This is a genomic window from Flagellimonas ochracea, from assembly GCF_009903685.1.
Classification (GTDB): domain Bacteria; phylum Bacteroidota; class Bacteroidia; order Flavobacteriales; family Flavobacteriaceae; genus Flagellimonas; species Flagellimonas ochracea.
In genome coordinates, this window is sequence record NZ_JAAABI010000009.1 from 12,205 (window position 1) to 38,614 (window position 26,410).

Here is a 26,410-nt window from a genome sequence, read left to right on the forward strand (position 1 = left end):
ACCTATGTTCCAGGTTATTGTTCAACAATTTCCAATCAAAAAAGTTTATTAATCTCTTCAAATACTTTTTCAAAATTATCGAGTGTCGAAGATTTAAAAAATGATTTATCAGCTCCCAACTGGCTTAACTTATGAGCAGGTCTATAATGATTAAATCGCCTTTTCCCAATCTGCTTATTAATTTGTTTTAAAATCGTGTCTAGTTTTTTGTCTAAATCTACAAGCTTAATTTCTGTATACTCTCCCTTAAATGCTTCATTGAACAGCCGTAGATATTCTTCCTTTTCAAATAGATCTTCGATATCCGCCGTTTTCTTTCCATTATTGACAAACTCATCAAAAAATCGAATGTTCTTTTCTTTTATAATCTTAAACATTATTAAATCATCGACTCTTTGCTTTCCCTTTTGATCAGTAAAAGTATCCAGCAAACAAGCTACATTTAGACTCTGGCCCCTTAATAATGAGATGAAAGTTGAAACTTTGTCCAATCCACCAACTGGTACAATAGTTATTTTCTCATCCAAAAAAGTTCTTTTTTCCTCTTCTAGAATGCCTGACATTATGGTCAAATAAATCAGGTCGGCTGGGCCTTCAACAAGTAAGTTGAATTTGGAAATGAATAGGTTTTGTGCAATATCGTAACCAAGTGCGGCTTGAAGTGGAAATAGAGTATTTGGATCTTTTTCCTGAACAGAATCTGAAATGATCGTTCCTTCATCCGTCTCAAAACAAGTTCTAACTCTATCTAAATGTAAAGTGTCAATCATAAATGGAGAGTGGGTAGTATATATGAGTTGGTACTTTTTGGATAACTCTTCTATGAACTTTAACAAATCAGCCTGAGCTGAAGCATGAAGATTCAATCCGGGTTCGTCTAACAACAAAATATAATCAGAATCCGAATCGGATTGAATTTTACTGAACCAAATAATAAAGGAGAAAAACCAATTAAAACCTTTACTGCGCCTGTCCAGAGGAAGGGTAATTTTATGACGTTGACTTTTTACTCGAATGTCAAGAACTTTCTCGTCCTGTCCATGTACGTTTTTAATATTCTGAATTTTGAAATCTATGTCCAGATTGCTATTTGTGGACCAATATTTAAATATTTCACTTGTTATTTTGTTGGATGAGGCTTCCAACAGTGCGATATATTTCTCATATTCCGCCTCGGTGGCATTCAAGATGTCTTCTGGTTCTATTCTGGCTAATTCAAAAAGAGCTTTCGATGTTTTATCCTTTTCATCTGAAGGCGGGTTGTTGTGAAGCTCATTGATATTTATTTTTCCCCAAAGTGGATAGTAATCATCAAAATACCAAAACTTTGGGGTTTTTAAATCTAACCATCGGCAAGCAATATAACCTTCTAGACTATTGCTAAAACCTTTAAAGGACTTTTTGTTATATTTAGCTATATCAGATTTGAAGTCATCAAGTCCAGTGTCCCCTTCCTGCTCTTCAATTCCAGCAATTTCACTCCATTTCTCAATTTTTTTAATAGTTTCCTTCGTAGCATCCGACAATTCATAATATTCAAACATATGGGAGTAGAAGTTTTCCTTTTTTGCCGATATTCCTGTGAAAGTTCTTGTAGTAGAATCGTATTTATGGATAACACCAAACTCCTTGACGGCAAATGTTCCTTTGCCAATATCTCCCTCAATTTCTTTTAGTAATTCGTCAGGAATTTCATATTTGCATTCTATTATCTGGCATTCCTCACCACTATGCTGAAAATCAATAAGCTCATTTCGCGGGTAATCTTGGGTTGTGTCAAATTTAAAGTCTTCGTCTTCATTAAAGTATTTTGTTTTTGCTAAGGCAGTTAAAAATGATGTTTTACCTGATTCATTCATTCCCACCAATGTGGTTATTGAGGGGTCAATATCTACCACCTGGGGTGTTTGGATGCTTTTATACTTATTGACTACTACTTGCTTTAATCTAATCATAAGTTGGCTTATTTTTTTTACTAATTTGTTTATATGGTCTTAACTCTCCGTGAAGCCCCCTGTGCTTCAGATACTTGTAGTATGTTGCCCTAGAAATATCCAGTCGCTCACATATTTCGGACACGGTTAACTTTCCTTCTTTAAAGTACTCCTCACAAAGTACAGCTTTTTGTTGGTTTTTCTTACTAATGCCTTTGGGTGCCCCTAGAATTTTCCCACGTCTTCTGGCTGATTCCAAGCCAGCTTTTGTTCTTTCTATAATTATGTCTCTTTCTAATTGAGCCAAAGCTGCAAATATGTTGATAATAAACTCTGAGTGTGATGACTTCTCTGTTGTATCAATAAAAGACTCTGTAATACTCCTAAACTTCACTCCCTTTTTCTCAAGTATAGTCATTAACTTGGTGAAATGAATTAAGCTTCGTGCAAGTCTGTCTAATTTCCAAACGATAATAGTATCACCCTCCCTTACATAGTCCAATAACTTGGCAAGGCTTTTTCGTTCTTCTTTAGTACTTGAAACTTTGTCCGTATAAATATTCTTTTGTTCAATCCCCTCTTTCAAAAGAGCATTCAATTGCAAATCGAGACTTTGTTCAGCTGTGCTTACTCTTGCATATCCAAAAATCATAGCAATAGTTTAATTATATATCAAAAATTAAACTAATTAATTAGTACGAGGAAATAAACTTTTGAGAAGCAATAAACAATGAAAATCTTATAAGTTTAATTAAAGGGTCCTTTTAATTGTTGGATTTTTAGGACTTTCCAAAAAACTGTTATTTAAAAGTTGAAATAAGAATGGTTTAAATTCTGGTGACAACACTACATAACAATTTGTTCTAAGCTATTGAATAGTGCTTGTTCTCAATCCACTTTTAGTTGTTGATTTCCAGCTTTAAATACTATTACTTCATCTTGAAAGCTATCTATTAAATCTTTAAAACCAGTTGCGATTTTCATAAAATTGTAAAGAGTATTGGTTTGCTGAAGGATATTAATCAAAAAGGGTGTTTGGTTGATGTTAAACTAAATTGATCATCATATATTTGTTTACAGTGAGATTCTCAAAATATAAAAAGCGTCAAATTCGATTCTTGGAATTATGGAAGTTTCAGTTTTGGTCATTCAAGATTTATATTATTTCCGAATTAGGCATTGAATGGGACAGCAAGTATATTTTGATTGCAAAAGAAATCGTGAAGAGTGAAATACCCAAGATTGAAAAAGAGGATGAACACCACCGCACTGGATTTATAACAATTCATCTTGCTAAGTCATTTAATCAAATAATATTTGATTGGTGGGCATCTGAGAACGAATTAAGGCATTTGGTTTTTAAGGCATACCCCGAGGATCCGTTTGATTTTAAGAACATCACTTCTTCAGGTAAAGCGTTCTGCATTTGGGAATTAAAGGTAATTGGATTTGAAAGGGATAGCTGGTGCAATCATATTTTAAAAAAGGTCCACCCTAGTTTTGACAAATATATTAATGAGGTTTTGGATACAGACGAGTAGCTACGGTGTTTTGAATATTTATTTACTCCAAATAACTTGCCGATTTGACAAACGGATTATTTTGAGAACTCAGTTATACATATAACATCAACTTTTCATCACTTAGGCCTTTCTTTCAACTGTTATGACAAATAAATTTTATAAAGCATTTACGATAAACTCCCAATGTTATTGGTGAAGCCTTAAATTATTAATAAGAAATCGAATCATTTAGGTCAGAACTGTGCTATATTTATATAGTCTTGATTTAAAACCGGCCTGCCTTATTTCAACATTTTGCTGTGATACAGATAACTCCAATTTTCATTACACAATCTGAATGACACATTTAGAAAGATATCAAAAAGAATACCTTTCATTTCAAGAAGAACTGAAATCATTTGTTTATAGAGTCATTACTCATAAACAGGAGACAGAGGACATTGTCCAGGAAACCTATATCAAGGCCTTTAAGAAAATAGACACATTTAAAGGAAAATCGTCTTTTAAGACTTGGGTTTTTGCCATTGCCATAAATCTTGCCAAAGATAGTTTAAGGGCCAGACAAAGATGGGGAGAGGATTGGATGGAGCTTGTGAAAGATGCACATGTTCAAGACGAAAGGTTGTTGAAAAAGAAGTATGAGGTCTCACAAAATTCAGAACATGGAAAATTTGTTATCAGAGAGCATATCAGCTATTGTTTTAATTGTGTGACCAAAACATTGCTTTTGCCCAATCAAATTTGTTTGTTGCTGAAGGAGATTTATTCATTCAAGGTCAGTGAGATAATGGTCATTACAGGATTCAGGGAGGGAAAAGTAAAGCATGCCATAGCTGATGCCAGAAAAGATATGACGCGGATTTTTGAAAAAAGGTGCGCACTCATCAATAAAAAGGGGATTTGTCATCAATGTACAGGACTCAATAAAATATACAACCCTGAACAAGATACGTACATCGAAGCCAATAAACTTAAAATGGTCAAGGAAGCTGCAAACAAGAATTATGAAGAATTGTTGAACCTCCGACTACAACTGGCCAAAAGCATCAATCCATTAAATTCTGAAGGCACAGACCTTCACAATTACCTTATTGAAAACTCTCCGGCTTGGGCCAAAATGCAAAAGGCCAAGGTTGATTCTTAAATTACGTTTTCAGAAATTGTCTCATGGCCCTTTTCAATCATCGAAGTTGGAAGCCATAGCTTACCTATCTCACTGAAGTAAAAAAACATGTCACGAATCCCATATTGATTTAAAAGCCATCGGCATTTAACATGTTAATTATACATTAGTTAACAAGAATATCGTCCGTTTTTTGTTTCTCAGGCGTCTAAATACAAAACAGTATCAATTTAAAATCATCAAGATGAAAAATGTAATAAACTGGTTTGCCTTGCCATCTTCCGACTTTAATAGGGCGATTAATTTTTATAGCCATGTTTTGGGCATAGAAATGATGACCATTCCTAGCCCGGATGGATTTCAAAATACCTTTTTTTCAAATCCACAAAATAGAGGGGTCAGTGGAGCAATTAGCTCGAATCCAGCGATAAAACCAAGCGCTGAGGGTACTACGATCTATTTTGATGTAAATGGTAGGCTAGACGCAATACTAGAAAGGGTTGCCCAAAATGGTGGTCATATTGCAGTGGCAAAGACCAAGATTGACGAGTTTGGAAACATCGCTTTGGTCATTGATACCGAAGGTAATCTAATAGGATTCCATTCCGCTTCGTAGATACCCTTGGATACAAAATCAAATTTTTAATTCTCTTACAATTTAATTTAAATTCCATTAAAATGAATATACTTTTATCTATAGTTATGTTGTTATCGGTGGCTGGAGGTCTTTACCTAGCTACACAAATTTTAACAAACAAAAAACCACCTTTATCCGCAGCCAATATCCATGGCTTTATAGGGCTAGCGGTTTTGATAGTCTTGGCAATACAAGCGTATTCCATGAACAAACTTGAATTGTGGATCGCATTGGGCATGTTGATTATTGCCTCTCTTGGCGGATTATATTTGGTAAACAACCAAAAAAAGGGTGAACTGGGCCCAAAGTCTGCCGTGTACATCCATGGTATTTTCGCCATAATTGCAATTGTTTTGACATTAATCTCAATTTGGTGATTATGGCCTATTTTGATGAAGATTTTCTAAAATTTTTTAAGGAACTGGCGGAATCCAATAGCAAAGAATGGTTTGATCTCAACAGAAAAAGATATTTGAAGTCAGTTAAGGAACCTTTTAAATCATTTACCTTGGAACTGATAAACGCTTTGCAAAGTTTGTATCCAAAAATTGATTTGTCAAGCAAATATTCAATAATGCGAATCAATAGGGATGTGCGTTTTACCAAGGATAAAACACCTTATAAAACACACATGTCCGCCATTGTTCTTCCACATGGCAAAAAGGATAAATCCAGACCTGGGTTCTATATTCAAGCCAGTCACAAAGATGTTCGTGTCTATTCAGGGGCGCACAACCTAGAAAAAGAGCAATTGTTCGCTATCCGTAACTATATTACCGAAAATATTCACGAATTCAATACATTGATCAAGGAAAAGTCTTTCGTGGAAACCTTTGGTGAGATTCAAGGCGACAAGCATAAGAGAATACCGCCCGAGTTCAGAGAGGCGGCTTCGATTCAACCTTTGATCAGGAACAAGGAATTCTATTGGTACTTTAAACTTAAGGCAGAGGAATTGTTGGAAGATAATTTGATAGATGTTCTTATTGATAGATACACCAATTGTTTGCCCGTTAATGCCTTTTTTAAAAAAACTCTATCATAATCTTAATAAAAGCTATTTGTACATGGAGCTCAAGAATAATATCACACTTACTTTTTTAGTTTTAATCATAATTTTTTTAATAGCCACTCATGATGTGAGAGGGCAGTTACACTCTGAAAATTTTGATGGTTTTTACATTGGATTAACCTCTGGTATTCAGAACATTTTTGCTGGTTCACTCATACAAGGAGAAGATATATTGGCACAAGACTCAAGATTTGTTTTGGAAATCCCCATAGGTTTTAGAAAACAAATAGTCAATGACCGCCTATTGATAGGTGGAGAGGTACATTACGGTTTTGCTGATGGCAATTTAAAACACATTGATATGGAACGGGAGTTAGTGATTGACTACAATTTCAAATCACAATATGGTTTTGGTATTACTTTGGGTTATGTCATTGGGAACAAAAAGAATTACTTGTTGTATGTCTATGGTAACGAAACCAAAAGGAAATTTGATAATTCAATACTTAGTAGTAATGTTTCGTTTTCCCAAAAGGACAAGCAGGGAATGCTGCGTTATGGCTTAGGATTTGAGTGGGCATTCTTCAAGAAATTGCATGCAAGATTGAGCGCGGGCAAATTACGTGTGGATTTTGGAGATATTCAAACCAATATTGATGTTGAAGATCAATTGGATTACAATATAGGTTTATTATATCAGTTTTAACGTTATGATGTTATTTTCCCAAATCACCTAATTATTGAATTGTCTAAAAGCATCACCAGATATGTTCATAATTTTATATTATTCCTGAATCAAGAAGCGAATCGCTTATCTTATGTACTGATATTCTATTTTTATTATTTGTCCATATTCGTATTCATCAGTTTCATAGTTTCTTTGTGCAAATATGTATTTTCCATCTCGTGAAAAAGACGCTTGAATAAAAGAATTTTGGTTTTCAGAGATTTTTTCAAGGTTGCTATTTTTTAAATTAATTGAATACAATTGTCCTTTGTTTGGAACTCCGCCTCTATTTGATGTAAAGAAAATTTTTTTACTTGAGGGGTGCCAAAAAGGCCATCCATCAAATGCATCTGAGTTAGAAAGGTTTCTTAGGTCAGAACCATCGACATTCATTAAATACACTTCAGAATTATAATCACTTGGTTTCAGGCTCCAATTCAATGCCTTCTCTTTTTCAGCGAGCCTGAACAGAATCTTGTTTCCATCTGGAGAATAACTAGGGTAAGTGGCGATGGATTTAAAAGAGGTATGTTGTTTCAAATTACCTCCATCCAAATCCATCGTGTATATCTCATGATATTGTAAAACCCATGCAATAGATAAATCCGGGGTTGATCTTGGCGAGTTAAAAATGATTCTCCTTCCATCTGGTGAGAACTTTGGGTGGCTGTCATCACCTAATATATTGGTTAGTCTGACTTGATTGCCGCCATCAGCATTCATTATATAAATCTCGCTGTCATTATCCCTTTCCGAGGCAAATACAATTCTAGAACCGTCTGGAGACCAAACTGGGGTGTAATTTCCGCCTTGTGAATTTGTCAATGGAATGATATTGTCCCCTTCGTTATTACTTTTATATATTTGATAAATGCCCGTCCTATTGGAGGAAAACAGGATTTCACCAGTTGCTGGACTCTCCATTGGATAGGAGTCAACTACCGAGGTGATTATTTTGAAATCATTTTGTCCATTAATTACACTTATAATAAATAAAGAGCAAAAGGTAACTATTAATTTCATTTTTCAATTTTTTGTGGATTAATTCAATCTTATTTGTCTAGGTATACTATGTAAATATCCATTACCGTCGATGTTATGTATCTGTCAAAACTTATTTTCTTTCCATCAAAGGACCAGTAGGGGCGTGTATCCAAATGGGGACTGCTCACTAATCTTTTAATCCCGCTGCCATCGGCATTAATAATATGTATTTGACGAATTCCAGTTCTTTCAGAAGTGAAAACTATTTTTGAGCCGTCCGGAGACCAATATGGCCATTCATCTGAGTGTGCTTTACTGTTGGTCAAATTTTTTTCGTTCGTGCCGTTAGCGTCCATTATGAAAATGTCACCCTTACGTTCTTTAGAAACTTCGTCATAAATCCATTTGACGAACACTATTTTGGAAGCATCGGGTGACCACCATGCATTTGTTCTCATTTCTCGTGGGTCAGTCAACCTCTCGGTATTACCTCCATTTACATTCATACTATAGATTGCAAAACTGTCTTGATTTTCCCTGTTAGAATTGAAGAGCAAGGAATTTCCATTTGGATGCCATGTCGGATGAATGTCTTTTGATGGGTGATTTGTAATGTTTGTCAAATTACCACCATCCGGAGACATCATCATTATTTCATCATTTCCCAAAGCGTTCGATACAAAGACGATTTTGGAGCCGTTTGGTGCCCAAATAGGAGTGTCATCGTCACCTGAATGATAAGTTAATCTGGTCACCTTGTTTGTAGCCAAATCTCGTCTGTAGACTTGCCAGTTGCCAGAAAAATTAGCCGTATACAAAAGTTCTTTATCATCAGGTGACCAAGATGCATTATCATTGGCTAAAAGCCCTATTTTCTTTATTGAATCATGCTGCTGCCCAAAGCATAAGAAGCTAAAAGGGAAAATAACACTGAAAACGATTTTTTTCATTTCTGAATACCATTTAAAGCAAAATCGCAAAAAGTGTCTAGTAAAATAAAATAATGCAGGGAACGTACGCATTTTTGGTAATGAATGGAATAACTAATACCCAGTTTGATCTAGAATGGTTTTGAGTACTTTCTTATATGTGCGACTTACCGCGTGGGTATCGCCGTTGGCCATTAAAACTTCAAATCCTTGACTTGACTTTTTCCGTAGTTCGTGTAAATACTTTAGATTAATAATTGCTGAGCGATGTATTTGAACAAAGTTTTCTCTTGGCAACGATTTCAACATGTTTTTTAGACCACGTCTGACCAAGAATTTACCCCTGGAACTGTGAAAAGTAATATAGTATCCGTTCGCCGAAATCCAAAAAATATCATTCAATTGTAAAAATACCTCCTTTGTCCCATTTTTAACATGAATGCTTGAAATCGCTGGTTTGCTTTTAAGATTCCCGGTGGTAGAATTGATGAAATAGATTGTTAAGGATATAAGTACAAAAACGTCTATCAAGGTCCAGAAAATAAAAAAATAAGGAAAGACTCCGTATTTTGATTCTTGAGCCTTCGAATAAGGACTAAAAAAACTACTATAGCCAACGAACCAAAGCCAATGAAAAAGTAGAATGAAAATATACAAAGTAAAAATGGAAAGAAATCTTTCGGAACCATTGCTTTTGAGGAATTTCTTTATCTTCCTTTCTAGAAGAACAACAAATATCCAGGGAAGCCAGATAATCAATTGCCAAAAGAAAACTTGGATGAAATTGACTTCATGCTTTCCAGGAGCTTCTCTCCAATAAATTAGTATTGAAATAATTATGGAGAATAAGAATATGATGATTGACATTTTTGTCAAAAAAGAACGATTGCCTAGTTTCCATAAAGTCTTTTGCTTTGAGAAATTCATTCTATAGCTTAAATACTATTGTTTTATCATGAAAAGCCCCATCAAAACCAGTACTACCACCAAACAAAAAAAATCTTCTTTTGAAAGGATCAAAAACCATTGCACCAGACAATCTGCCCTCCAGAGATTTTCTCATATGAATCTCTTGCCACTTCCCTTTTGAGTAATACCAAAGTTCATCAGAGGCCTTTGCAGAACCATCCCAACCTCCAAAAACAACCAAATTACCTCTGTCATCAAATTGCATCGTGTGTGCCATTCGAGGAGATGGGCCGTTCGGCACACTTAATTTTTTCCATGTATCCCCGTCAAATGACCAAAAATCATTTAATAGATTTACACCATCATGTCCACCAAACATATAGACAAGATTGGATTTCGAATCATACGCCAGGGAATGGCCAAACCTTTTGGGTGGATTGGTTGAGTTAAGTAACTTCCAGTTGTTTTGATAAAAAATCCATGTGTCGCCAAACACTTTGTCCTTGTTTCTTCCCCCAAAAAGGACAACCTTCTCTAACTTATTGAAAAAAACCAATTGATGGGAACTACGGTTCTCAGGCCCATCGATTTTTAAGTTTGACCACATATTGTCTTCGTAAATCCAAGTACTATCTAAATCTATACGAAGATTGGATTTTTCATCTTGAAATGTTCGTCCGCCAAACAAAAAAATTATATCAGAATCTCCTAATTTCACGTAGCTATGATCCCAAATTTTTATGGGAAAACTCCCGGACAAATTCCATTGATTTTTATCCCAAATCCAAAAGTCATTAAATGAGTTCTCGTTATTCTTACCTCCAATCAAACAGATATTTCCATTATCGTAGACAAGATTGTTAACATATCTTGGACTTGGTCCGGAACTGGATATTTTTGATAAACTCGGACCACATGAGCTAATGGCCAAATAGATGGTGGTTATTATTACAAGAATTCCTTTCATGCCCTTTATTTTTTTATGATTTAAGTTAGAAAAATTGAAGTAATAGAACAAAGCAAAGGTTGCTGTTCATTACCAAGATCAATACGACTCACTGCAAGCAAAAACAAATTGACATTACTTTGAGGGTAAAAATCCATACCCCCTTCTGAATTACCATTCCCAAAATGTATTTTATCAACTTTGTCTTATTATAGAGTAATAAGTCCTGAAAAACCTAAATGCGTGCTGTAAGTTTTGGCATTTCAATAGATGCTCACCCTACAGCTCCAAATAAATGGAAGCTGAAAAAGGTGAATCGAATAAGGCCGCATTGGTATTTACTATTCTTGGTTTCGAAAAAGAAAAAATAGAATTTTCTGAATATCGGCCAGTTTCCGAGACAGATTGATAACGAGAGCTGGCTTTCCAAAATAGGTTCCCTATAGCAGAATAACTGGATATACTTCTTAAAAATTATATTTTAGCCCAAATTGTGCTCGCCAGCGAGAATTGAATAAATCGGTTACAAAAGGTTCCGTGCCTTCGGGGATATTGAACTGAAATTGAGGTTCATTGTTCTCTATTCCCCTAAAGTCCAAAAGACTGAAACTGGAGTTTACCACATTGGGCACAAACACCAAACGTCCCCATTCTTTGTTGATAAAATTGAATACATTGAGCATATCTACAGAAAGTGACAGCACATCACCATTCTTTAGCTTTAGCCCATATTCCAGTTTCATGTCAAGTTCATGGTTCCAAGGGGTGCGTGCACCATTGCGCTCGGCCACTTGCCCTCTGCGTTCCCTTAGATAAGGATCCCTTTCAATAAACGCATTCAATTGTTGCCATTGTTCAGCAGCACTAACGGTCACATTGCCCGATGCATCGGTAATATCGATTAAGTTGATTTCAGAAGCGTCCTCGGGCACATATATAATGTCATTTCTGGAAGAACCATCTCTGTTGAGATCTCCCCTATACACATAAGAAAATGGGCTACCCGCCCTACCGTTGTAAAGGAAAGATATAAAGCCGGTTCCATTTTTTCCAATGTCCAAATTAAAGGAATGGTTACTTACAAATTTGTGCCTAAGGTCAAAATTTGAAAAGGACAATGAAGGATTATTTCCCACCAGTGCCTGGTTCCATTCGAAATTGGCAGCCGGGGAACTTCGTGCCGTACTGGAAATATCTTTGCTCATGCCATAGGTATAGCCCAAATATCCGCTGTAACCATCTGCTTGTTTGCTTAGTCCTAAGGTAAGGTTGTAACGAAAACCTTTATCGGTATTGGTAAGTAAAAATACGTTTGTAAAGTTGGGGTTGATTTTTATGGCATTACCAGTTTCCAAGAAGTAAGGACGATTATCGGCACCACTAAAGTTCTCCATGTTATTCTGTCTGTTTAAGGATTGAAAGAGCAGGCCATTCACAACTTCGGTATACGTGCCTTCGATGTCTACAGTCCATTGTCCAGGCAGTTTTGCCCTAAAAGCTATATTCGTCTTCCAATCCCTTGGTAAACTGAAGTCCGGGTCAAGGAGGTTAATCTCTGTTAGATTGGGTTGTACACTTCTCAGATCTTCGAGATTTTCTGTTAGGGCAACGGCTCCGTCCGGGCGTAGATCTATATTGAAGTACTCAGTTCCCGATATGTATTCCGAATAAGCAAACCACAAATACGGGATGCGCCCAGAAAAGAGACCTGTTCCGCCTCTCAACGTATACTTTCCAGCTTCATCAATTTTATAATTGAAGCCGAATCTCGGATTGAACTGTGGTGCCGTGGATATTGTATTATCGAATCTCGAAAATTCAGGTGTGTTACGAACTTCTTCGCTTACAGGAAGGCGTTGTGTCAGGTACTGTCCGTCCACTCGAATACCCGCAGTAATCTCCAGTTTATCGTTTACACGAAAATTATCCTGAAAGAAAGCGGCGGCCTCCAACACCCCTATTGTGGCTGAAGGGCTATCGTTCACAAAATCAAAGCTATTGTTGTTTACGTTGTACACCCCACGTATACGGGCAGGACTATCGCTAAGAAAATCATCTACAGAGCGATATTCCCATCGCCCGTTCCAAGCAGAAAGAAAACCATAATCCACATCATGTAATTGACCGAATATGCCGGCTGTAAAATGGTGTCTATCAATATCAAAAGTATAGGTGTCCGCTAGTTGCAAGGTGGAAAAATTGGTATTGTAAACGGATGCCTCACGGTAAGTGCCAGCAAAAATGCGAGCAGCCGAAGATGTGGCAATTTGTATATGTGGGAATACCCTACCTTCAAAATCGCGGTCTTCTTTCACAATATTGTATCCAAGTGAGAGTTTATTGGTGCTTCCGGATCTGAAGTTTGATTTTAGTTCCAAAGCAAGACTGTTGGCAACACTACTATGTCTGTAGCCTTGGTTTCCAAAATTGAAAAAAGTACTGTTCCATTCCAGATTATCGGCAAAACTGTTCACGTAGTTGTTGCGCAGGGTCAATTTGTGAACCTCGGACAGATTATAGTCCAATCGTGCAAACAACTTTGAGCTGGCCGTTTGTAAGTCTGCACTCTGGAAAGCACCTGGGTCATAGTCATATTCATTCAACAATCCATCCCTAATGGCAGTGACATCCTCCAAAGAAATATCGGAAGTGCTGCTGCCTGGGGCATTGAGTACTGGAAAATTGGATAAAGCCTGTTCAAAATTTACGTAATAGAACAATTTGTCCTTTGCAATGGCCCCGCCAATGCCACCACCAAATTGCACATCGTAAAAGGATTGTACCTCTTGCTCGGCTCCCCCTGCGAAACCACCTATTAGATTTTGGTTGTTGCCATAGCCGTATAGTTCTGCCTTGGTGGTATTTGTCCCATTTTTGGTCACAAGATTGATACTGGCACCATTGAAGTTTCCTATACTTACATCAAAAGGCGATAGTTTTACACTTACTTGTTTAACGGCACCAAGCCCAATGGGCTGGCTCCTGGACAGACTCCCAGGTGTTCCATTGGCGGATGACCCTGAAGCGCCACTGGCGGGTTCTTGAAAGCCTATAATATCGTTATTGGCGATCCCGTCTATATTTAGATTGTTAAAACGATTACTTGCCCCAGCGAAGGAGTTCAGGTTATTTTCGGGGAGGTTTTTGGTCAGGTCTTGAATGCTTCTGTTAATGGTGGGGGTCGCCCTAATGGTCTTTCTACCCAATAGGGTCTCGTTACCGGTCTTTTTTGGAGTCGATTCGCCCGTGACCACCACTTCTTGCAATGCCGTGCTTTTTTCCTGTAAAATAAAATCCTTTACTATGGTGCTTCCAAGGTTTATGGTTAGATTGTTCTCTTCGATGTTGGTGTAGCCCAAAAATGATATTGTAATCTTGTAACTGCTTCCCGGTGGTATGTTGTTGATTCTATAGAAGCCATTTGCAGTGGAAATGGCTCCATAGTTGAAGCTGGTTTCCGTGTCGGTCAGGACAATATTGGCAAATGGAATAGGGTTGTTTTGGATATCTTTTAAGCTTCCCTGAAGAGTGCCTGTGGTCTCTTGGGCGAAGATAATCACAGTACATACTAGCAGTAGAGGCGTTGTTAAGATATATTTCATTTCTGTTTATTGGATTATTGGCACCGAGCATTAAATCCCATTAACGCCCTTTTGATATATGGATTAGGTAAACAGCGGAGATTGGCCCACTGGTTGGTCATCCCTCTTTTTATGAAAATGGAAAAGTGGACGGAGACCCTTTATTAAAAGGCACCGCAGTTAAAAGTCTGAAATTACCTAGATGTAGATTCTTGAAGTCATCCTGCCCTAGAGACCTTATATCCTGAATGAGCTGACGCAAAGAAGAGGTTCGAAGATACCTTAAATCAAGCTTCCCAATATCGGAGAAATGGTCTACATCCCTTAGTTTCTGGAGTGTTACCGTGCTTCTATTTCGAGCGGAAAGTGTTTGTAAGAGTTCTTCATAGACGGTTTGGGAATTCCAAGAAAATCCTTGGAAAGTACTGTGGTCAAAGTCATTACTTAAAATGCCCAATAAGTAAAATCCTCCGTCAAAAGTGGGCCCTACAACCGTATTTCCCTTTAAGAGTTCTTCTTTGGCAAGTAAGATATGCCTAGCCTCTAAATGCGGAACATCTCCGCCGATGGCGATGATTGCATGATAACCCTTTTTGCAGACATCTTGTAAGGCATTCGAAAACCTAGAACCAAAGTCAGAGCCAAATTGCCTTTGCTCATCATAATGAAATACAGGAAGACCACAGTTTTTTGTGATATTACTTAAGTGAGAACGCAGGGATTTCGCCAAATTCTTTGTCGCTAAAAATGGCTTTCTTTTCAATTCCTCCTCGATAGAAAGAGAAAATACCACTAGTGCGATTCCGTTTTTTGGCATATGGCGAAGTTAGGTTTTGATTTCTGTGTTGGACTTATGTCGAGAAAAATTTCTGAACATTACGGATTTTGTAAAAATTGTCAACATTTAGCCAATTGTATAAATCTTTACTCTTGTACAGATTACTTTCTACTATACTAGCATTGTTGATTCTTCTAATAGATGACCAACTTCCTAAATTTTTTGATGATGGCTAAGTCTGGTCAAGTGGCGGATTTATGAGACAGATTCATTAGGAGAGTTTGATTCCCAAAATATGTTCACTATACAAAACCATTGTTTTATTTAGGTGATTTCCTTGGATGAACTTATTAAACCATTTACATCTTGATTTAATCTTGAACAACAAGATCTTCCCCAAAATCAATAGGTTTCGGTATGGGTTGGATATCTGCTTTGACCCTCATGTACTCCCGCCAGCGATAAGATTCAAGAACATCTGCCATTTCCGAGGTTTCACGGCTTGATAAACGTCTCAGCAACTGATATTTGGCTTTTGGCGATAAATTATCATCTCTCTCAACTGCCCGTTTTTTCACCAAGAATCGGGCAACAGTTGATTGGAACTGCAAAGCTTGGTCAACTCCCATCACTAGATGCGGCTGATACTTGGCCGTAATCTCCTTTGCTTCAAAACGTATGTTCCGGTCAATTTGCAAAGCATAAAAAGTTTGCCCCCTTAAGAAAGAGACCGATAATAAAAATAAGACAAAAACCAAGTTTTTAAGCATTGAAGATTTATAAACTTTTATCATAATCAATCTTTTACTGTTTTTGCAGTTTACCAAGGTTGCCTAAGCTTTCCACAAACTCTTTTATCTTTTTTTTGTAGTCGTTCAGATATGAATGTTTGGAATTCTCATTACCGAAGAAATAACGAAATGTGATGTACAGGAAAAAAGCATAAACCAATAGCATCACTGAAATTCCGATTGCCAATGTTCCCATTTCCATAGTCTTTAAAGATTATACATTCCACTTATTATTGCCCATAATCCCGATTCATTGTAACCACTCGTCCAATTTTCTGTTGGCATAGTCATAGCCAAGAACAAACGCCTTGTCAATGCCTTTTTTGTCCAACACCCCTATTCCTCCCAATTCTTCGGGTACAAAGAGCAAATCGGGCACGCAAAGCTTGTCCCTTGCGTTTGCATGTAACATCAGTAGGTTCGCCCTTTGGGAAATTTGGAGTGCATTCTTTATTTGGCCTTTTCCCACTTCCCGCATCGTTGAGGCATAACATCCGAAGATTATCTCACAGTCGTCTACCAAGGGTCCCACCGGAAAATTGTTCATAATGCCACCATCTGTATAAAGCTGCCCATCAATATTTACCGGGCTGAACACAGGGGGCAATGCGGCTGATGCGAGCAATGGCGTAAACAGTTCTCCTTCATCAAAATACTTTGGTTTCCCTTTCAATAAATTGGTAGCGACTACCGTGAGTCTTTTTTCCAACCCGCCAAAATGATGTGCCGTGAAAAAATCCTCAAAGAAGGGAAGGTACTTGTCCGTATCAAAGAGCCCGGGCTTGTTGACGGTCACAAAATTGTACTTCAACAATGGGGTCTCCTTGAAAAAAAGCAGCATATCGTCAGTGGACGACCCATCCGCGTAAAGGCCGCCAACAAGGGCACCAGCACTTACCCCTGAGATGTTGTCGGGATAAATATCCCTTTGGTTCAGGGCCTTCAATGTGCCGATATGGGCCATACCCTTTACTCCTCCTCCGGAGAGTACCAGCCCGATGGTCTTATTGGTCAAGGTTTCCGGTTTCATCATCCATATTTTATATGGAGGGAGCTATGTAGCCCCCTCCAGAACAACACAGAATTTGAAGGGGTCACGAATCCAGTCCAATGGCGTAGTAAAATTTGCCCGGCATATCCTCGTATACTCCTTCAAGTAGTATCCCGCCCTGCTTGTTTTCAAGAACCTTCATCACATCATCAATGTCTTTGACACGTTGGCCATCTATATGGGTAATGATGAAACCTTCCCGTATCTGGGTTGACTTGCGCAATTTTCCTGCATACAGGGAAGTCACCTTGACACCGCTTTCAACGCCTATTTTCTTGGCCTGTTCTTTATCAAGGGCTTCCAATTCCGCTCCAAGAAGGTTCAGCATTTTGGCATGTTCCTTTTTCTTGACCTTGGTACTGCCGATTCGGTTCTGAAGGGTAACCTTGAATTCCTTCTCTTTGCCTTCACGGTTTATGGTTAAGGCGACTTGGTCACCAGGCCTTTTAAGTGCTATCAATTCCTGTAGTTCGGGAGAGGTCTTCACCTCACGTTCATCCACTTTGAGAATCACATCGCCTTCCTTGACCCCTGCCTTATCAGCTGCTGAGTCCTCACCAACGGAAGCGACATATACCCCTTGAGTCAGGTCGACCTCTTTTTCCTTGGCCAGGTTTCCATTGAGGGTGACAATGTTGATGCCCAACATTCCCCGTTGCACTGCACCATAATTCAAGAGATCTTCCACCACTTTGCTCGCTATGTTACTGGGCACGGCAAACCCATATCCGTTATAGGTTCCAGTTCGTGTTGCAATAGCTGTATTGATGCCGATGAGGTCACCATTGAGATTCACCAAGGCACCACCACTGTTTCCGGGATTGATGGCCGCATCGGTCTGTATAAAGCTCTCCACCGCAAACTTGTCCCTATTGATATTGATGTTCCTCGCTTTGGCACTTACAATCCCAGCTGTCACTGTGGAATTCAGGCTGAAGGGATTTCCAACGGCCAATACCCATTCCCCGACCTGAACGTCATCAGAATTGACAAAGGGCAATGTTTTCAAGTCTTTCGCTTTAATCTGTAACAAAGCAAGGTCCGTTGAGGAATCCGTACCGATAACACTGGCTTTATACGTACCATTGTCATGCAATGTGACCTCAATTTCATCAGCATCCTGAATAACGTGGTTGTTGGTCAATATGTAACCGTTTTCGTTGATAATGACCCCAGAGCCTGTTCCCATAACGGGCATTTCCTCAGGCATTTGATATTCCTTGGAGTCGTTGGGTTCTTGGGGTTGTCCATAATGGTATCTACGTTCAAAGAACTGCCCAAATGGACTTCCGCCAAAAAAATCACGGAAAGGGTCGGGCAACTCCCGATAACGGAGCATATTACCATCCCTGGAGGCCATACTCTTCTTTGCCGAAATGTGGACCACTGCATCCAACACTTTCTCGGTTGTCTTGGTAAAATCCAACGGAGTGATCTCTCCATCCGCATTGGCCGCATACAGCACTTTGTGGCCCGGGTTTGTTTCAACATGCTTTATGGCCACTTCCTTCTCTCCAAAATATTGGTATCCTCCAATGACTCCAAAACTTATCATCAAGGATACCATAGCTGATATAAAAACTGTCTTCTTCATGTTTGTAGGTTTTTTTATTTTGATTCTAGTTATAAACTATCTTTCTTTTCAATATTAAAATTGGAGCGATACTTCTCCAGAAACCGCTTTCTCCTCTCCAACATGCGCTCGTAATAGTTGTCCAGTTCAATAAATTCCTCTCCAAAATCACTGTCAAAAAAGCCCTTGTCAAAGAACCGCTTACTGAAAAGAGAATCTGGCTCAAAAATGTCCTCAAAGCCCTGACTTCTGAATTGTGAAAAATTGCTGTAAAATTTTGATTCAAAGCTGTTCAACAAACTGTCCTTGTCAAGGCCTGACAGGTCGTTCAAAGAATCACTTGACGACCAGGAATAAATACTGTCGTAGCGGATGAGATTTCCGCTCTCATCAAACTCTTTATCGACCTTCCAGCTGCCCTTGGGCTGGTCCATTTCTTTTTTATTGTCCTCTTTGACAATTGCCCCCTCTTTTTTATCCTGGCCCTTACAACCCGTTAGACAGAATAAGAGCGCTGTCATTAGTACATAGGTTTTCATGTCTTCAAACTTTTTGGCTATCCAATTCTTGATTTACATTTCGATTTCTTTATTCACGTCTGATGGATACCACCGCTATCCTTGAGCTTTAGAAGCCTGTTTTGGTGAAATATCCTGGACTTTCTTTCCCCATTGCGGTACCACACGCATTCCAAGAAGGTGTCATTGTCAACAAACCCAAATATGGGTTCTTTCTTTGGCACATATTTCAGCACGTCCATTTTTGGGCTGTCTTGCTTTCCTTTTATTTCGACCCAATCACCAGCTTTGAACTTTCTTGCCATATCACCTGATTTTTTGAAAGATGGGTAACCTATCCACCTTTAAAGTTTAAACATGGTATTGTTGCCATATGTCAAGAGTGATGACCGCTCTGGTATGCTGTTAAAAATGGTGGGATAGGGATTGCCTCACCCACCTTTTTGACAAATACATTACTTGTACAAAAACTTAGGTCCGACAATTGAAGGGAAGGGGCCGGTACTTCAGCCCCAACCCGATTAATGAATCAAAAAACGACCAGCTACGAAATCTTAATGGTTCTGGCTGGCTTCTGCTTCGCCTCTTCCTTTTTTGGAAGATGGATGTTCAAGATACCATCATTATAGGAAGCGTTGATTTTGGAATCGTCCACTGATTCGGGTAGCGTGAAGGTCCTTTTGAACGAAGAATATCCAAATTCCCTTCGCGTATAGTTTTCTTCTTTACTTTCTTCCTCCTGTTTTAGCTCGGTGGAGATAGAAAGCAGCTGGTTGTCAAGATCGATGTGGAAATCGGATTTTTTCATTCCGGGAACGGCCATCTCTACCCAGAAAGCATCAGCGGTCTCCCTGATGTTTACTTTTGGGAGGGTCATTCCAGTGTTGAAATTCGAAGTGAACACCGAAGGTAGGTCTGAACTGAAAAAGTTGTCGATCCAATCAGACCAAGTAGGGAAGTCTAGAGTCGATTTTGCTAAACTTCCATTTTTAGGAACAGAAACTAAATTGCTCATCATTTAAAAATTTTAAGTTCAACATAATTTTAAAAGAACAGAGTTATTCTTCACTCTGGCATACTATAGACAATTTGAATGCCAAACGAAATTTTGACATTTTTTTGTTAAGGGTTTTAAAAAATTCCTGTCATTTTTTCGGTCTTGGCAAAAATCTCGGACGTCAGTATTCATAAAATAATGACATAAAGGTTGTCATTTTGACATTTTTTAGGACAGTTTACTGAGAATAAATCGATTCAAATTCGGATTGGTCAGCTTGGAACAAAGTTTGTCTTAGCCATTTCGGTAATTTTTTTATGGTTTAACTTTTTAAAATTTAGGTTATGAAGAAAAAGCCCGTCAAAGTAAGACTTATCGAAAAAAATGGGAATTCCTACCAAATCCAATTTCCCAATCTAAAGATTCCTGTCACTGTTGATGAAAATCTGTACACCAAAATGCTGCACAGTACGGAGTATGAATTTAGTAACACTCATGTTAAGGTGAAATCGCATTCGTTTTCTGCGTGACAAGAGGTTTTGATACGTTCAAAAAAACGGCGAATTTATGAGACAGATTCGTTAGGAGAGTTTGATTCCCAAAATATGTTCTTTTTAAGAAACTTTCAATTTTTAGTTCCCGAGAAAAAATCGATATCATTCCAAGCAAAGTTCGTATTGGCTGAAAAAACTCCAAAGTACAGAACTCGCGTTGATATCCTCATTGGTCTCCCCGGCAACTTCCTCATAGGATACATTTTCAACCCCGCTCCATGTATGTTCCCCGCCGTTTATGCGATAGAAGCTGACATCGGCATTACAATCACAGTCGGTATATTTGAAAAGGGTAACGGTAGAGTTGTCGGTCGTATCCGTATTTGGTAGTTTAAGGGCTGGCTCGTTGGTCGCGCAGGCGTTGTTCTCCACCCAATAATCGACAAGGGTTTCAATACCTTCCACGGGTGTCGGATTATTGGCAACGGTACCGCCGTCATAGGGTACGAAGGCATCGGCATCGCCCAGCATGAAAATGGTCGGGATGCTTTGTGCATTGCTACAATTTTGAAGCACATCCAAGCCAATGGTGGCGGCAAGGGTTCCGACACCTGCGAAGGTATCGGGAAGTTCGCAGGCAAGTTTCTGGGTCATGAAGCCTCCGTTGGAAAAACCGCAGACGTATATTTTTTTTGAATCGACATTGTATTCGGACCTTAGTTCTGAGACCAATTTTTCAATGAAGCCCACATCGTCCACTTCCATTTCGGTCGCACTGGTGGCCCTGCCATCGGCCCAACTGTAACCGGGGGATGCAGGTCCAAAGCCCTGGGGGTACACCACCAGAAATCCATTCTGGTCCGAAACGGGATTCATTTGTGTGAAACCCTGCACGCTTTCGGCATTCCCGCTTCCGCCGTGAAGTACCATGACCAATGGGGTTTCCTCGGTCCCATCATAACCTTGGGGGATGTGTAGGATGAATTCCCGTTGATTGCCCTGATGTTCCAGACTTCCGTCTATGCGCTCGGGGAAATCTTTTGGTTCCATATTTTGCTCGGCTTCGAAGTTGTTGTCGTCATTACTGCAACCAAAACAACATGCAAGTAGAATCATCGTGAATATCCTCCGGTTCATTTGGGAATTGTTTTAGGATTGGACTATGGGAATGTCCCGAGGTTTAGTTTTGGATGGGAGTTTCGTCCCTTATCATAGTTACCTAACGGAAAAGGTCCGGTTATTATTTTAGTAAAACCATAAAAGGACGGATGACATAGAACAAGAGTAAAAGATACCTTAATTCCCAATAAGCGTTGATTTTTAGGACAATTATACGAAAGCAATTTTATGTGATTACCCTTTATTCCTTAACCCAGTCCGTCACAGTTGGGATACCACTGTCCCAATTCCCATATACAGTATTAGGGCCCTGGATTTGTTGTTTTCTTCCATTACCTACCAAAAAAGCACTAATTTACAGCCGGTCTAGGGCAGATGTGCACATTGAGGGAACATTGTGAACCTTATGGCCGAAGCAGAAAAACAAGGAATGAAGAAAATCTTGATTTGGTCCCTGTCGGTGGCCCTGGCAGGATTCCTGTTCGGGTTCGATACCATCGTAATCTCCGGGGCAGACCAGCAGTTACAGGAACTTTGGGGATCCTCGGACCTTTTCCACGGAACGGTTGTGATGGCCATGGCGCTATGGGGAACGGTAATCGGTGCCATATTCGGGGGAATCCCCACCAACGCAATTGGCAGAAAGAAGACATTGATATGGATCGGCATCCTTTATCTGGTATCCGCCGTGGGGTCAGCCTTGGCCAACGATCCGTATTCCTTTGCGGCATTTCGGTTCATCGGTGGCCTAGGGGTGGGGGCATCGACCATTGCCGCCCCGGCCTACATTGCGGAAATCGCCCCGTCAAAGGACCGTGGGCGATTGGTGGCCCTCTACCAGTTCAGCATCGTCTTTGGGGTTTTGGTCGCCTTTCTTTCCAATTATCTGTTGCGAAATATGGGTGAAAATGCCTGGCGCTGGATGATCGGGGTGGAGGCGTTACCTGCCTTTCTCTACTGTTTGATCATCCTGGGTGTGCCCAAAAGCCCTCGGTGGCTCATTACCAAGGGACGGTCAAAGGAGGCGGAGAAAGTGTTGGGCATAGTAAGCCCCGGAAAGGATGTGGCCGCATTGGAAAGGGAAATCGCCGCAGAGACCGGCCCGGACACCGAGAACATCTTCATGAAAAAGTACAGGGCGCCGTTGTTGTTGGCCTTTTTCATCGCATTTTTCAACCAGTTTTCGGGAATCAACGCCTTCTGGTACTATGCTCCCAGGATCCTGGAAGAGGCGGGCTTGGGAAAGGGTTCGGCACTGCTGAGCAGTGTCGGTATCGGTTTCATAAACGTTATCTTCACACTGATAGGGGTGTTCTTGATCGACCGATGGGGAAGAAGACAGCTGCTGTACGTAGGCTCGATTGGGTATATCGTTTCCCTGACCTTGGTGGCACTGTCCTTTTTCTTGGGCTGGGAGGGACCTTTTGTGGCCCTGTTCCTGTTGGTATTTGTGGCCTCACACGCCATGGGGCAGGGTACGGTGATCTGGGTATTCATCTCCGAGCTGTTCCCGAACCATCTTCGGGCCTCCGGACAGGCCTTTGGATCCACGGTGCACTGGGTATTGGCCGCCATCATCCCGTCGTTCATCCCCGTACTGTTCAGTACCATTGGGGCGGGCACTGTATTCGCCTTCTTTGCCCTTATGATGGTGCTGCAATTGATCTGGGTACATTTCGTGATGCCCGAGACCAAGGGAATATCACTTGAACAATTGAGCAAACAATTAAGCAAATAGACCATCGAGTCCATTGAATGATCGAACCCGATTGTACAAAATATAGTATAGAAGACCATCCAAAAACGAAATCTGCGATATGAGGGTCAAAGGAAAGGTAATACCCGGTTATGGGGTGGCATCAGGAAAGGGCGGTGACCCGCGTTACCATGAGGGCACCCTGAAGCTGCAATATCCCCATTTCAAGGAAAAAGGATTGGATCTGAGTCCCTTTTATATGGGCACGCTGAATGTGAATATAGCACCCTACAGATACCAAATAATAAAGCCTAAGCTTTATTTTGAGAACATAGCTTGGTCCGATCACATCCCTCCCGAGAATTTTTATTTTTTTGATGTTTCCCTCCATTTCAAGGGCAAAAGATTCGGCGGACTGGTCTATATGCCCGACCCCCAAACGAAGGAGGACCATTTGCAGAAACCCACGGTACTCGAACTGATCCTTCCCAAAATAAATGGCCTTCACTATGGTGATAACCTTTATGTCAACGTACCTGAGGAACAACTAGGGCTTATCCGTGATGCTTGACAACAATCCAGGATAAGTCCAGGATCAAGAATGGCTTACCCATATAGGAACTTCGAAAAATGCCAAAAGAAACAGGTCGGGCAAAGAAATAAAAACGGTACGGGACAGTTATATAAGCGATGATGTTTCCTGAACCATTGTCCCTTTCCCCACATACTGTCCATTGCGGGCAATTAAACCATCGATCAATAAATCAGTCCAAGGTAAAATAAGAAGCAAGCAATGAAAGCGAAAATATGTAATTTACTGATACTACTGGTAGTCGTCTTTTACTCATGTAATAACGATGACGGTGTCTCCGATCAAGATCCAAATCCAAATCCAAATCCAAATTTCAACATTGGATCTTTTGACTCCACCATCCAGGCCCCGTTTGGCGATTTGGATTACAGGGTGTACTATCCCGAAGGGTTTTCAGGTGAGACCTTCGTGATCCATGTGTCGCGGGGAGGCAATGGGATCGGTGATGACCGAGGCCAACTTACCGCTTATGTCGATGCCTATGTTCAGGAAGGTTATGTCGTGATGCAGATCGATCACCGATTGGCGGGCAATGATATTGAGACCATTGCCCGGTACAGGGGAGAGGAAATCCAATTTATTGCCCAGCAGATTGTGGAGGGAACTATTGATTATGGTGACTTTCAAGGTACCATAGATGTGGAGAAACAGGGTTTTTCAGGACACTCGGGAGGCTGTATGGAGGGGCTTATGGCAGCAGGGACGGTGATGACCCATGGGAACTATAAAGTGCCCCAGATCAAGGCCGTTTACGGCATGTCCCCCGCAGGTTACGATCCCGATCAATTTGGAATCGCCCAAAACCCGAACGGCTATGCCCAAATTGAGGGAACGGCGGTGTTTTTGATCATTGGGGAAGCGGAAAAGGATATCAACGGGCCGGGCACGTTTATGGCCGAGGACTGGCGTTTACAGGCATTTGATGCCATGGTCGCGGACGGCATGAAGTGCCAAATATTGGTCAGGGGGAACAACACGGACCATTTGGACGTAAAAGGTGAAAATCCCGGGATAGAGGAATTCAATATTGCCAACTCCGTAGCCATGTTTGAAACATATCTACGAGGCAATGATAGAAGCCAGGAACTCGGTAATCTGGCATTGCCAGGGTCAAATGAAATCGAAGTGTCAAAAAAGTAAACCGTTTACAATATAGTGTTGGGCAATACGGATAACCTACAAAATTGAGCCTTTTTCTTTTAAAATACCTCGCGGAAGCCGGAAATCAAAATACTTCAAAAACAGAATACGCTCTTTCACAACTGAAGGTTCTGAAATGCCACTGCTGAACTCTTCCAACACCACCCATTATGTCGTCTTATAAAATGGCCATTTTACGGAACTAAGTCCTAAAACTAGTTTTCATTTAATGTGACGGTCTCATTCTAGGTCTTTTTTAGAAGTATTGATAATAGACCTTTTATGAGACATTCTTGACCTGCGAACAGTTTATCCGCCTTACTACGAGTTGGCTATTTTTGCGGAAATCAAAAAATTCATTTTGATACAATTTGATGCAATTTGGTTTCAGAAGTTTTCTTTACCTTTACCGAATCGGCACAAGTTGCTTTAATTTGAAAGTTACCTGGTCGGTTACCTAAAGTGATTAAGCACAGATAACAATCTGGTTTTCATAGGTTTGTCGGAGTGGGGTTCGAATCTGCCACCCCGACGAACCACTAAATAGGTGGTATTAAAGCACTGTCAACTGACTGATTGACAGTGCTTTTTGTTTTTTATGCATTCATCTGATATCAAATAATACCATATAAAAGGTGTAGAGTTCGGTGAATGGTTCGGTACGTTCCTTGTGCATAATTTAGCTTCAGTTTGACGCTGTTTATGGGTGTTTTGCAAACCAGTTTTGTCAAACCCAAAAATTATGTATTATGCGCAATTCCAACACTTTAAAGGTTCTTATCTTCACTAGGGACATTTCTAACAACCCTGAAAAATTGACCATTTATGCCCGTATCACCGTCAATGGAAAACGTGCCGAGATAAGTTTGAAACGTTATGTTTCGGTGAATGAATGGGATGAAAATAGGGGCAGACTCCATGGACTTACCCACAAGGCCCGTTTGTTGAACAGCTATTTGGATGAGGTGTATGGCGAAATTATGGATACCCATAAACAGTTGTTGCGTGAGGACAAGATTATAACCTCACAAGCCATCAAAGCGCGTTATCTGGGGCAAGATGAAAGGCAAAAGACCCTTATGGAGCTTATCAAGTACCATTACGAATCACAAAGGAATAAGCTTCGTCCGGGAACCATGAAAAACTATTATGGTACAGAAAAGTATCTCAAAAGGTTTTTGGAGCATACCCGAAGAATTCAGGACATCAACTTAAAGCGATTGAACTACAAGTTCATTACCGACTTTGAGAACTATTTGATAAATGGGCCTGATCTGCAAAAGGGAAAGAAGTGTACCAATAATGGGGCCATGAAACATTTGGAGCGTCTAAGGAAAATGGTAAACCTTGCCGTGA

Annotated in this window: 27 protein-coding genes; 11 read left to right on the forward strand and 16 right to left on the reverse strand. The window is 39.9% G+C overall.

What is annotated here, in order from left to right; all coding sequences use genetic code 11:
* Positions 1–35: 35 nt before the first annotated feature.
* Positions 36–1,955, reverse strand: coding sequence for an AAA family ATPase (locus GTQ34_RS15875; RefSeq protein WP_166524794.1), 1,920 nt, complete (start codon positions 1,953–1,955; stop codon positions 36–38).
* Positions 1,948–2,586 (reverse strand): recombinase family protein, encoded by a 639-nt coding sequence (locus GTQ34_RS15880; protein ID WP_166524795.1) that lies wholly within the window; start codon positions 2,584–2,586, stop codon positions 1,948–1,950. The genes GTQ34_RS15875 and GTQ34_RS15880 overlap by 8 nt, the downstream gene beginning before the upstream one ends.
* Before the next feature lie 466 nt (positions 2,587–3,052).
* Between GTQ34_RS15880 and GTQ34_RS15885 the strand changes: the two genes are divergently transcribed.
* The 6 genes from GTQ34_RS15885 (at position 3,053) to GTQ34_RS15910 (ending at position 6,935) form a co-directional block, all read left to right on the forward strand.
* Positions 3,053–3,475: a hypothetical protein gene (locus tag GTQ34_RS15885; RefSeq protein ID WP_166524796.1), complete on the forward strand. Its 423-nt coding sequence runs from the start codon at positions 3,053–3,055 to the stop codon at positions 3,473–3,475.
* Between the two features lie 319 nt (positions 3,476–3,794).
* On the forward strand, positions 3,795–4,601 hold the full coding sequence (locus GTQ34_RS15890; RefSeq protein ID WP_166524797.1) for a sigma-70 family RNA polymerase sigma factor: 807 nt from the start codon (positions 3,795–3,797) through the stop codon (positions 4,599–4,601).
* 223 nt (positions 4,602–4,824) lie between these two features.
* Positions 4,825–5,196, forward strand: a complete 372-nt coding sequence (locus GTQ34_RS15895) for a VOC family protein (RefSeq protein ID WP_166524798.1) — start codon at positions 4,825–4,827, stop codon at positions 5,194–5,196.
* A 62-nt stretch (positions 5,197–5,258) separates the two neighbouring features.
* A complete protein-coding gene (locus tag GTQ34_RS15900) occupies positions 5,259–5,594 on the forward strand; it encodes a hypothetical protein (RefSeq protein ID WP_166524799.1) in 336 nt (111 codons plus the stop codon).
* A 2-nt stretch (positions 5,595–5,596) separates the two neighbouring features.
* On the forward strand, positions 5,597–6,262 hold the full coding sequence (locus tag GTQ34_RS15905; protein ID WP_166524800.1) for a DUF2461 domain-containing protein: 666 nt from the start codon (positions 5,597–5,599) through the stop codon (positions 6,260–6,262).
* A gap of 22 nt (positions 6,263–6,284) precedes the next feature.
* Positions 6,285–6,935, forward strand: coding sequence for an outer membrane beta-barrel protein (locus tag GTQ34_RS15910; protein ID WP_166524801.1), 651 nt, complete (start codon positions 6,285–6,287; stop codon positions 6,933–6,935).
* A 105-nt stretch (positions 6,936–7,040) separates the two neighbouring features.
* Here the strand turns inward: GTQ34_RS15910 and GTQ34_RS15915 are convergent, their stop codons facing one another.
* The 13 genes from GTQ34_RS15915 to GTQ34_RS15975 form a co-directional block, all read right to left on the reverse strand.
* Entirely contained in the window at positions 7,041–7,979 is a 939-nt protein-coding gene (locus tag GTQ34_RS15915; protein ID WP_166524802.1) for a TolB family protein, read from the reverse strand.
* Positions 7,980–8,008: 29 nt separating this feature from the next.
* A complete protein-coding gene (locus GTQ34_RS15920) occupies positions 8,009–8,890 on the reverse strand; it encodes a TolB family protein (protein ID WP_166524803.1) in 882 nt (293 codons plus the stop codon).
* Positions 8,891–8,983: 93 nt separating this feature from the next.
* On the reverse strand, positions 8,984–9,796 hold the full coding sequence (locus GTQ34_RS17050) for a LytTR family DNA-binding domain-containing protein (protein WP_417936299.1): 813 nt from the start codon (positions 9,794–9,796) through the stop codon (positions 8,984–8,986).
* 1 nt (position 9,797) lies between these two features.
* The gene (locus tag GTQ34_RS15930; RefSeq protein WP_166524805.1) at positions 9,798–10,745 is read right to left on the reverse strand and encodes a Kelch repeat-containing protein; all 948 of its coding nucleotides are present in this window, start codon (positions 10,743–10,745) and stop codon (positions 9,798–9,800) included.
* A 446-nt stretch (positions 10,746–11,191) separates the two neighbouring features.
* Positions 11,192–14,326: a TonB-dependent receptor gene (locus tag GTQ34_RS15935; protein WP_166524806.1), complete on the reverse strand. Its 3,135-nt coding sequence runs from the start codon at positions 14,324–14,326 to the stop codon at positions 11,192–11,194.
* 109 nt (positions 14,327–14,435) lie between these two features.
* Positions 14,436–15,122 carry a TIGR04282 family arsenosugar biosynthesis glycosyltransferase gene (locus GTQ34_RS15940; protein ID WP_166524807.1) on the reverse strand — a complete coding sequence of 229 codons (687 nt, stop codon included), beginning with the start codon at positions 15,120–15,122 and terminating at the stop codon, positions 14,436–14,438.
* 332 nt (positions 15,123–15,454) lie between these two features.
* Positions 15,455–15,877 (reverse strand): hypothetical protein, encoded by a 423-nt coding sequence (locus GTQ34_RS15945; protein ID WP_166524808.1) that lies wholly within the window; start codon positions 15,875–15,877, stop codon positions 15,455–15,457.
* Between the two features lie 10 nt (positions 15,878–15,887).
* Positions 15,888–16,070, reverse strand: a complete 183-nt coding sequence (locus tag GTQ34_RS15950) for a hypothetical protein (RefSeq protein WP_166524809.1) — start codon at positions 16,068–16,070, stop codon at positions 15,888–15,890.
* 54 nt (positions 16,071–16,124) lie between these two features.
* A complete protein-coding gene (locus tag GTQ34_RS15955; RefSeq protein ID WP_313790523.1) occupies positions 16,125–16,907 on the reverse strand; it encodes a patatin-like phospholipase family protein in 783 nt (260 codons plus the stop codon).
* Between the two features lie 61 nt (positions 16,908–16,968).
* Entirely contained in the window at positions 16,969–18,519 is a 1,551-nt protein-coding gene (locus GTQ34_RS15960) for a Do family serine endopeptidase (protein ID WP_166524810.1), read from the reverse strand.
* A 29-nt stretch (positions 18,520–18,548) separates the two neighbouring features.
* The gene (locus tag GTQ34_RS15965) at positions 18,549–19,037 is read right to left on the reverse strand and encodes a hypothetical protein (protein WP_166524811.1); all 489 of its coding nucleotides are present in this window, start codon (positions 19,035–19,037) and stop codon (positions 18,549–18,551) included.
* Between the two features lie 53 nt (positions 19,038–19,090).
* A complete protein-coding gene (locus tag GTQ34_RS15970; RefSeq protein ID WP_166524812.1) occupies positions 19,091–19,321 on the reverse strand; it encodes a hypothetical protein in 231 nt (76 codons plus the stop codon).
* 239 nt (positions 19,322–19,560) lie between these two features.
* Complete coding sequence (locus GTQ34_RS15975) at positions 19,561–20,031, reverse strand: Hsp20/alpha crystallin family protein (RefSeq protein WP_166524813.1); 471 nt, start codon at positions 20,029–20,031, stop codon at positions 19,561–19,563.
* A 326-nt stretch (positions 20,032–20,357) separates the two neighbouring features.
* On the opposite strand from GTQ34_RS15975, the gene GTQ34_RS15980 reads away from it, so the two are divergent.
* Entirely contained in the window at positions 20,358–20,543 is a 186-nt protein-coding gene (locus GTQ34_RS15980; protein WP_166524814.1) for a hypothetical protein, read from the forward strand.
* Between the two features lie 126 nt (positions 20,544–20,669).
* On the opposite strand, the gene GTQ34_RS15985 is transcribed toward GTQ34_RS15980, so the two are convergent.
* Positions 20,670–21,644: an extracellular catalytic domain type 1 short-chain-length polyhydroxyalkanoate depolymerase gene (locus GTQ34_RS15985; RefSeq protein ID WP_166524815.1), complete on the reverse strand. Its 975-nt coding sequence runs from the start codon at positions 21,642–21,644 to the stop codon at positions 20,670–20,672.
* A gap of 412 nt (positions 21,645–22,056) precedes the next feature.
* Between GTQ34_RS15985 and GTQ34_RS15990 the strand changes: the two genes are divergently transcribed.
* The 4 genes from GTQ34_RS15990 to GTQ34_RS16005 all read left to right on the forward strand — a co-directional run.
* Complete coding sequence (locus GTQ34_RS15990; RefSeq protein ID WP_166524819.1) at positions 22,057–23,364, forward strand: sugar porter family MFS transporter; 1,308 nt, start codon at positions 22,057–22,059, stop codon at positions 23,362–23,364.
* Positions 23,365–23,443: 79 nt separating this feature from the next.
* On the forward strand, positions 23,444–23,893 hold the full coding sequence (locus GTQ34_RS15995) for a hypothetical protein (protein ID WP_166524816.1): 450 nt from the start codon (positions 23,444–23,446) through the stop codon (positions 23,891–23,893).
* Positions 23,894–24,115: 222 nt separating this feature from the next.
* Positions 24,116–25,054, forward strand: coding sequence for an alpha/beta hydrolase (locus GTQ34_RS16000; RefSeq protein WP_166524817.1), 939 nt, complete (start codon positions 24,116–24,118; stop codon positions 25,052–25,054).
* A 749-nt stretch (positions 25,055–25,803) separates the two neighbouring features.
* Positions 25,804–26,410 (forward strand): phage integrase SAM-like domain and Arm DNA-binding domain-containing protein (locus GTQ34_RS16005; RefSeq protein ID WP_208103913.1); only part of this gene is annotated, 607 nt, incomplete at its 3' end.

Coding starts and splice junctions, on each gene's coding strand:
- GTQ34_RS15990 (WP_166524819.1), top strand. CDS start 22,057: ATGAAGAAAATCTTGATTTGGTCCCTGTCGGTGGCCCTGGCAGGATTC.
- GTQ34_RS15965 (WP_166524811.1), bottom strand. CDS start 19,037: ATGAAAACCTATGTACTAATGACAGCGCTCTTATTCTGTCTAACGGGT.
- GTQ34_RS15915 (WP_166524802.1), bottom strand. CDS start 7,979: ATGAAATTAATAGTTACCTTTTGCTCTTTATTTATTATAAGTGTAATT.
- GTQ34_RS15880 (WP_166524795.1), bottom strand. CDS start 2,586: ATGATTTTTGGATATGCAAGAGTAAGCACAGCTGAACAAAGTCTCGAT.
- GTQ34_RS15905 (WP_166524800.1), top strand. CDS start 5,597: ATGGCCTATTTTGATGAAGATTTTCTAAAATTTTTTAAGGAACTGGCG.
- GTQ34_RS17050 (WP_417936299.1), bottom strand. CDS start 9,796: ATGAATTTCTCAAAGCAAAAGACTTTATGGAAACTAGGCAATCGTTCT.
- GTQ34_RS15890 (WP_166524797.1), top strand. CDS start 3,795: ATGACACATTTAGAAAGATATCAAAAAGAATACCTTTCATTTCAAGAA.
- GTQ34_RS15955 (WP_313790523.1), bottom strand. CDS start 16,907: ATGATGAAACCGGAAACCTTGACCAATAAGACCATCGGGCTGGTACTC.
- GTQ34_RS15895 (WP_166524798.1), top strand. CDS start 4,825: ATGAAAAATGTAATAAACTGGTTTGCCTTGCCATCTTCCGACTTTAAT.
- GTQ34_RS16000 (WP_166524817.1), top strand. CDS start 24,116: ATGAAAGCGAAAATATGTAATTTACTGATACTACTGGTAGTCGTCTTT.
- GTQ34_RS15910 (WP_166524801.1), top strand. CDS start 6,285: ATGGAGCTCAAGAATAATATCACACTTACTTTTTTAGTTTTAATCATA.
- GTQ34_RS15975 (WP_166524813.1), bottom strand. CDS start 20,031: ATGAGCAATTTAGTTTCTGTTCCTAAAAATGGAAGTTTAGCAAAATCG.
- GTQ34_RS15960 (WP_166524810.1), bottom strand. CDS start 18,519: ATGAAGAAGACAGTTTTTATATCAGCTATGGTATCCTTGATGATAAGT.
- GTQ34_RS15980 (WP_166524814.1), top strand. CDS start 20,358: ATGAAGAAAAAGCCCGTCAAAGTAAGACTTATCGAAAAAAATGGGAAT.
- GTQ34_RS15970 (WP_166524812.1), bottom strand. CDS start 19,321: ATGGCAAGAAAGTTCAAAGCTGGTGATTGGGTCGAAATAAAAGGAAAG.
- GTQ34_RS15940 (WP_166524807.1), bottom strand. CDS start 15,122: ATGCCAAAAAACGGAATCGCACTAGTGGTATTTTCTCTTTCTATCGAG.
- GTQ34_RS15945 (WP_166524808.1), bottom strand. CDS start 15,877: ATGATAAAAGTTTATAAATCTTCAATGCTTAAAAACTTGGTTTTTGTC.
- GTQ34_RS15935 (WP_166524806.1), bottom strand. CDS start 14,326: ATGAAATATATCTTAACAACGCCTCTACTGCTAGTATGTACTGTGATT.
- GTQ34_RS15900 (WP_166524799.1), top strand. CDS start 5,259: ATGAATATACTTTTATCTATAGTTATGTTGTTATCGGTGGCTGGAGGT.
- GTQ34_RS15875 (WP_166524794.1), bottom strand. CDS start 1,955: ATGATTAGATTAAAGCAAGTAGTAGTCAATAAGTATAAAAGCATCCAA.
- GTQ34_RS15920 (WP_166524803.1), bottom strand. CDS start 8,890: ATGAAAAAAATCGTTTTCAGTGTTATTTTCCCTTTTAGCTTCTTATGC.
- GTQ34_RS15950 (WP_166524809.1), bottom strand. CDS start 16,070: ATGGGAACATTGGCAATCGGAATTTCAGTGATGCTATTGGTTTATGCT.
- GTQ34_RS15995 (WP_166524816.1), top strand. CDS start 23,444: ATGAGGGTCAAAGGAAAGGTAATACCCGGTTATGGGGTGGCATCAGGA.
- GTQ34_RS15930 (WP_166524805.1), bottom strand. CDS start 10,745: ATGAAAGGAATTCTTGTAATAATAACCACCATCTATTTGGCCATTAGC.
- GTQ34_RS15985 (WP_166524815.1), bottom strand. CDS start 21,644: ATGAACCGGAGGATATTCACGATGATTCTACTTGCATGTTGTTTTGGT.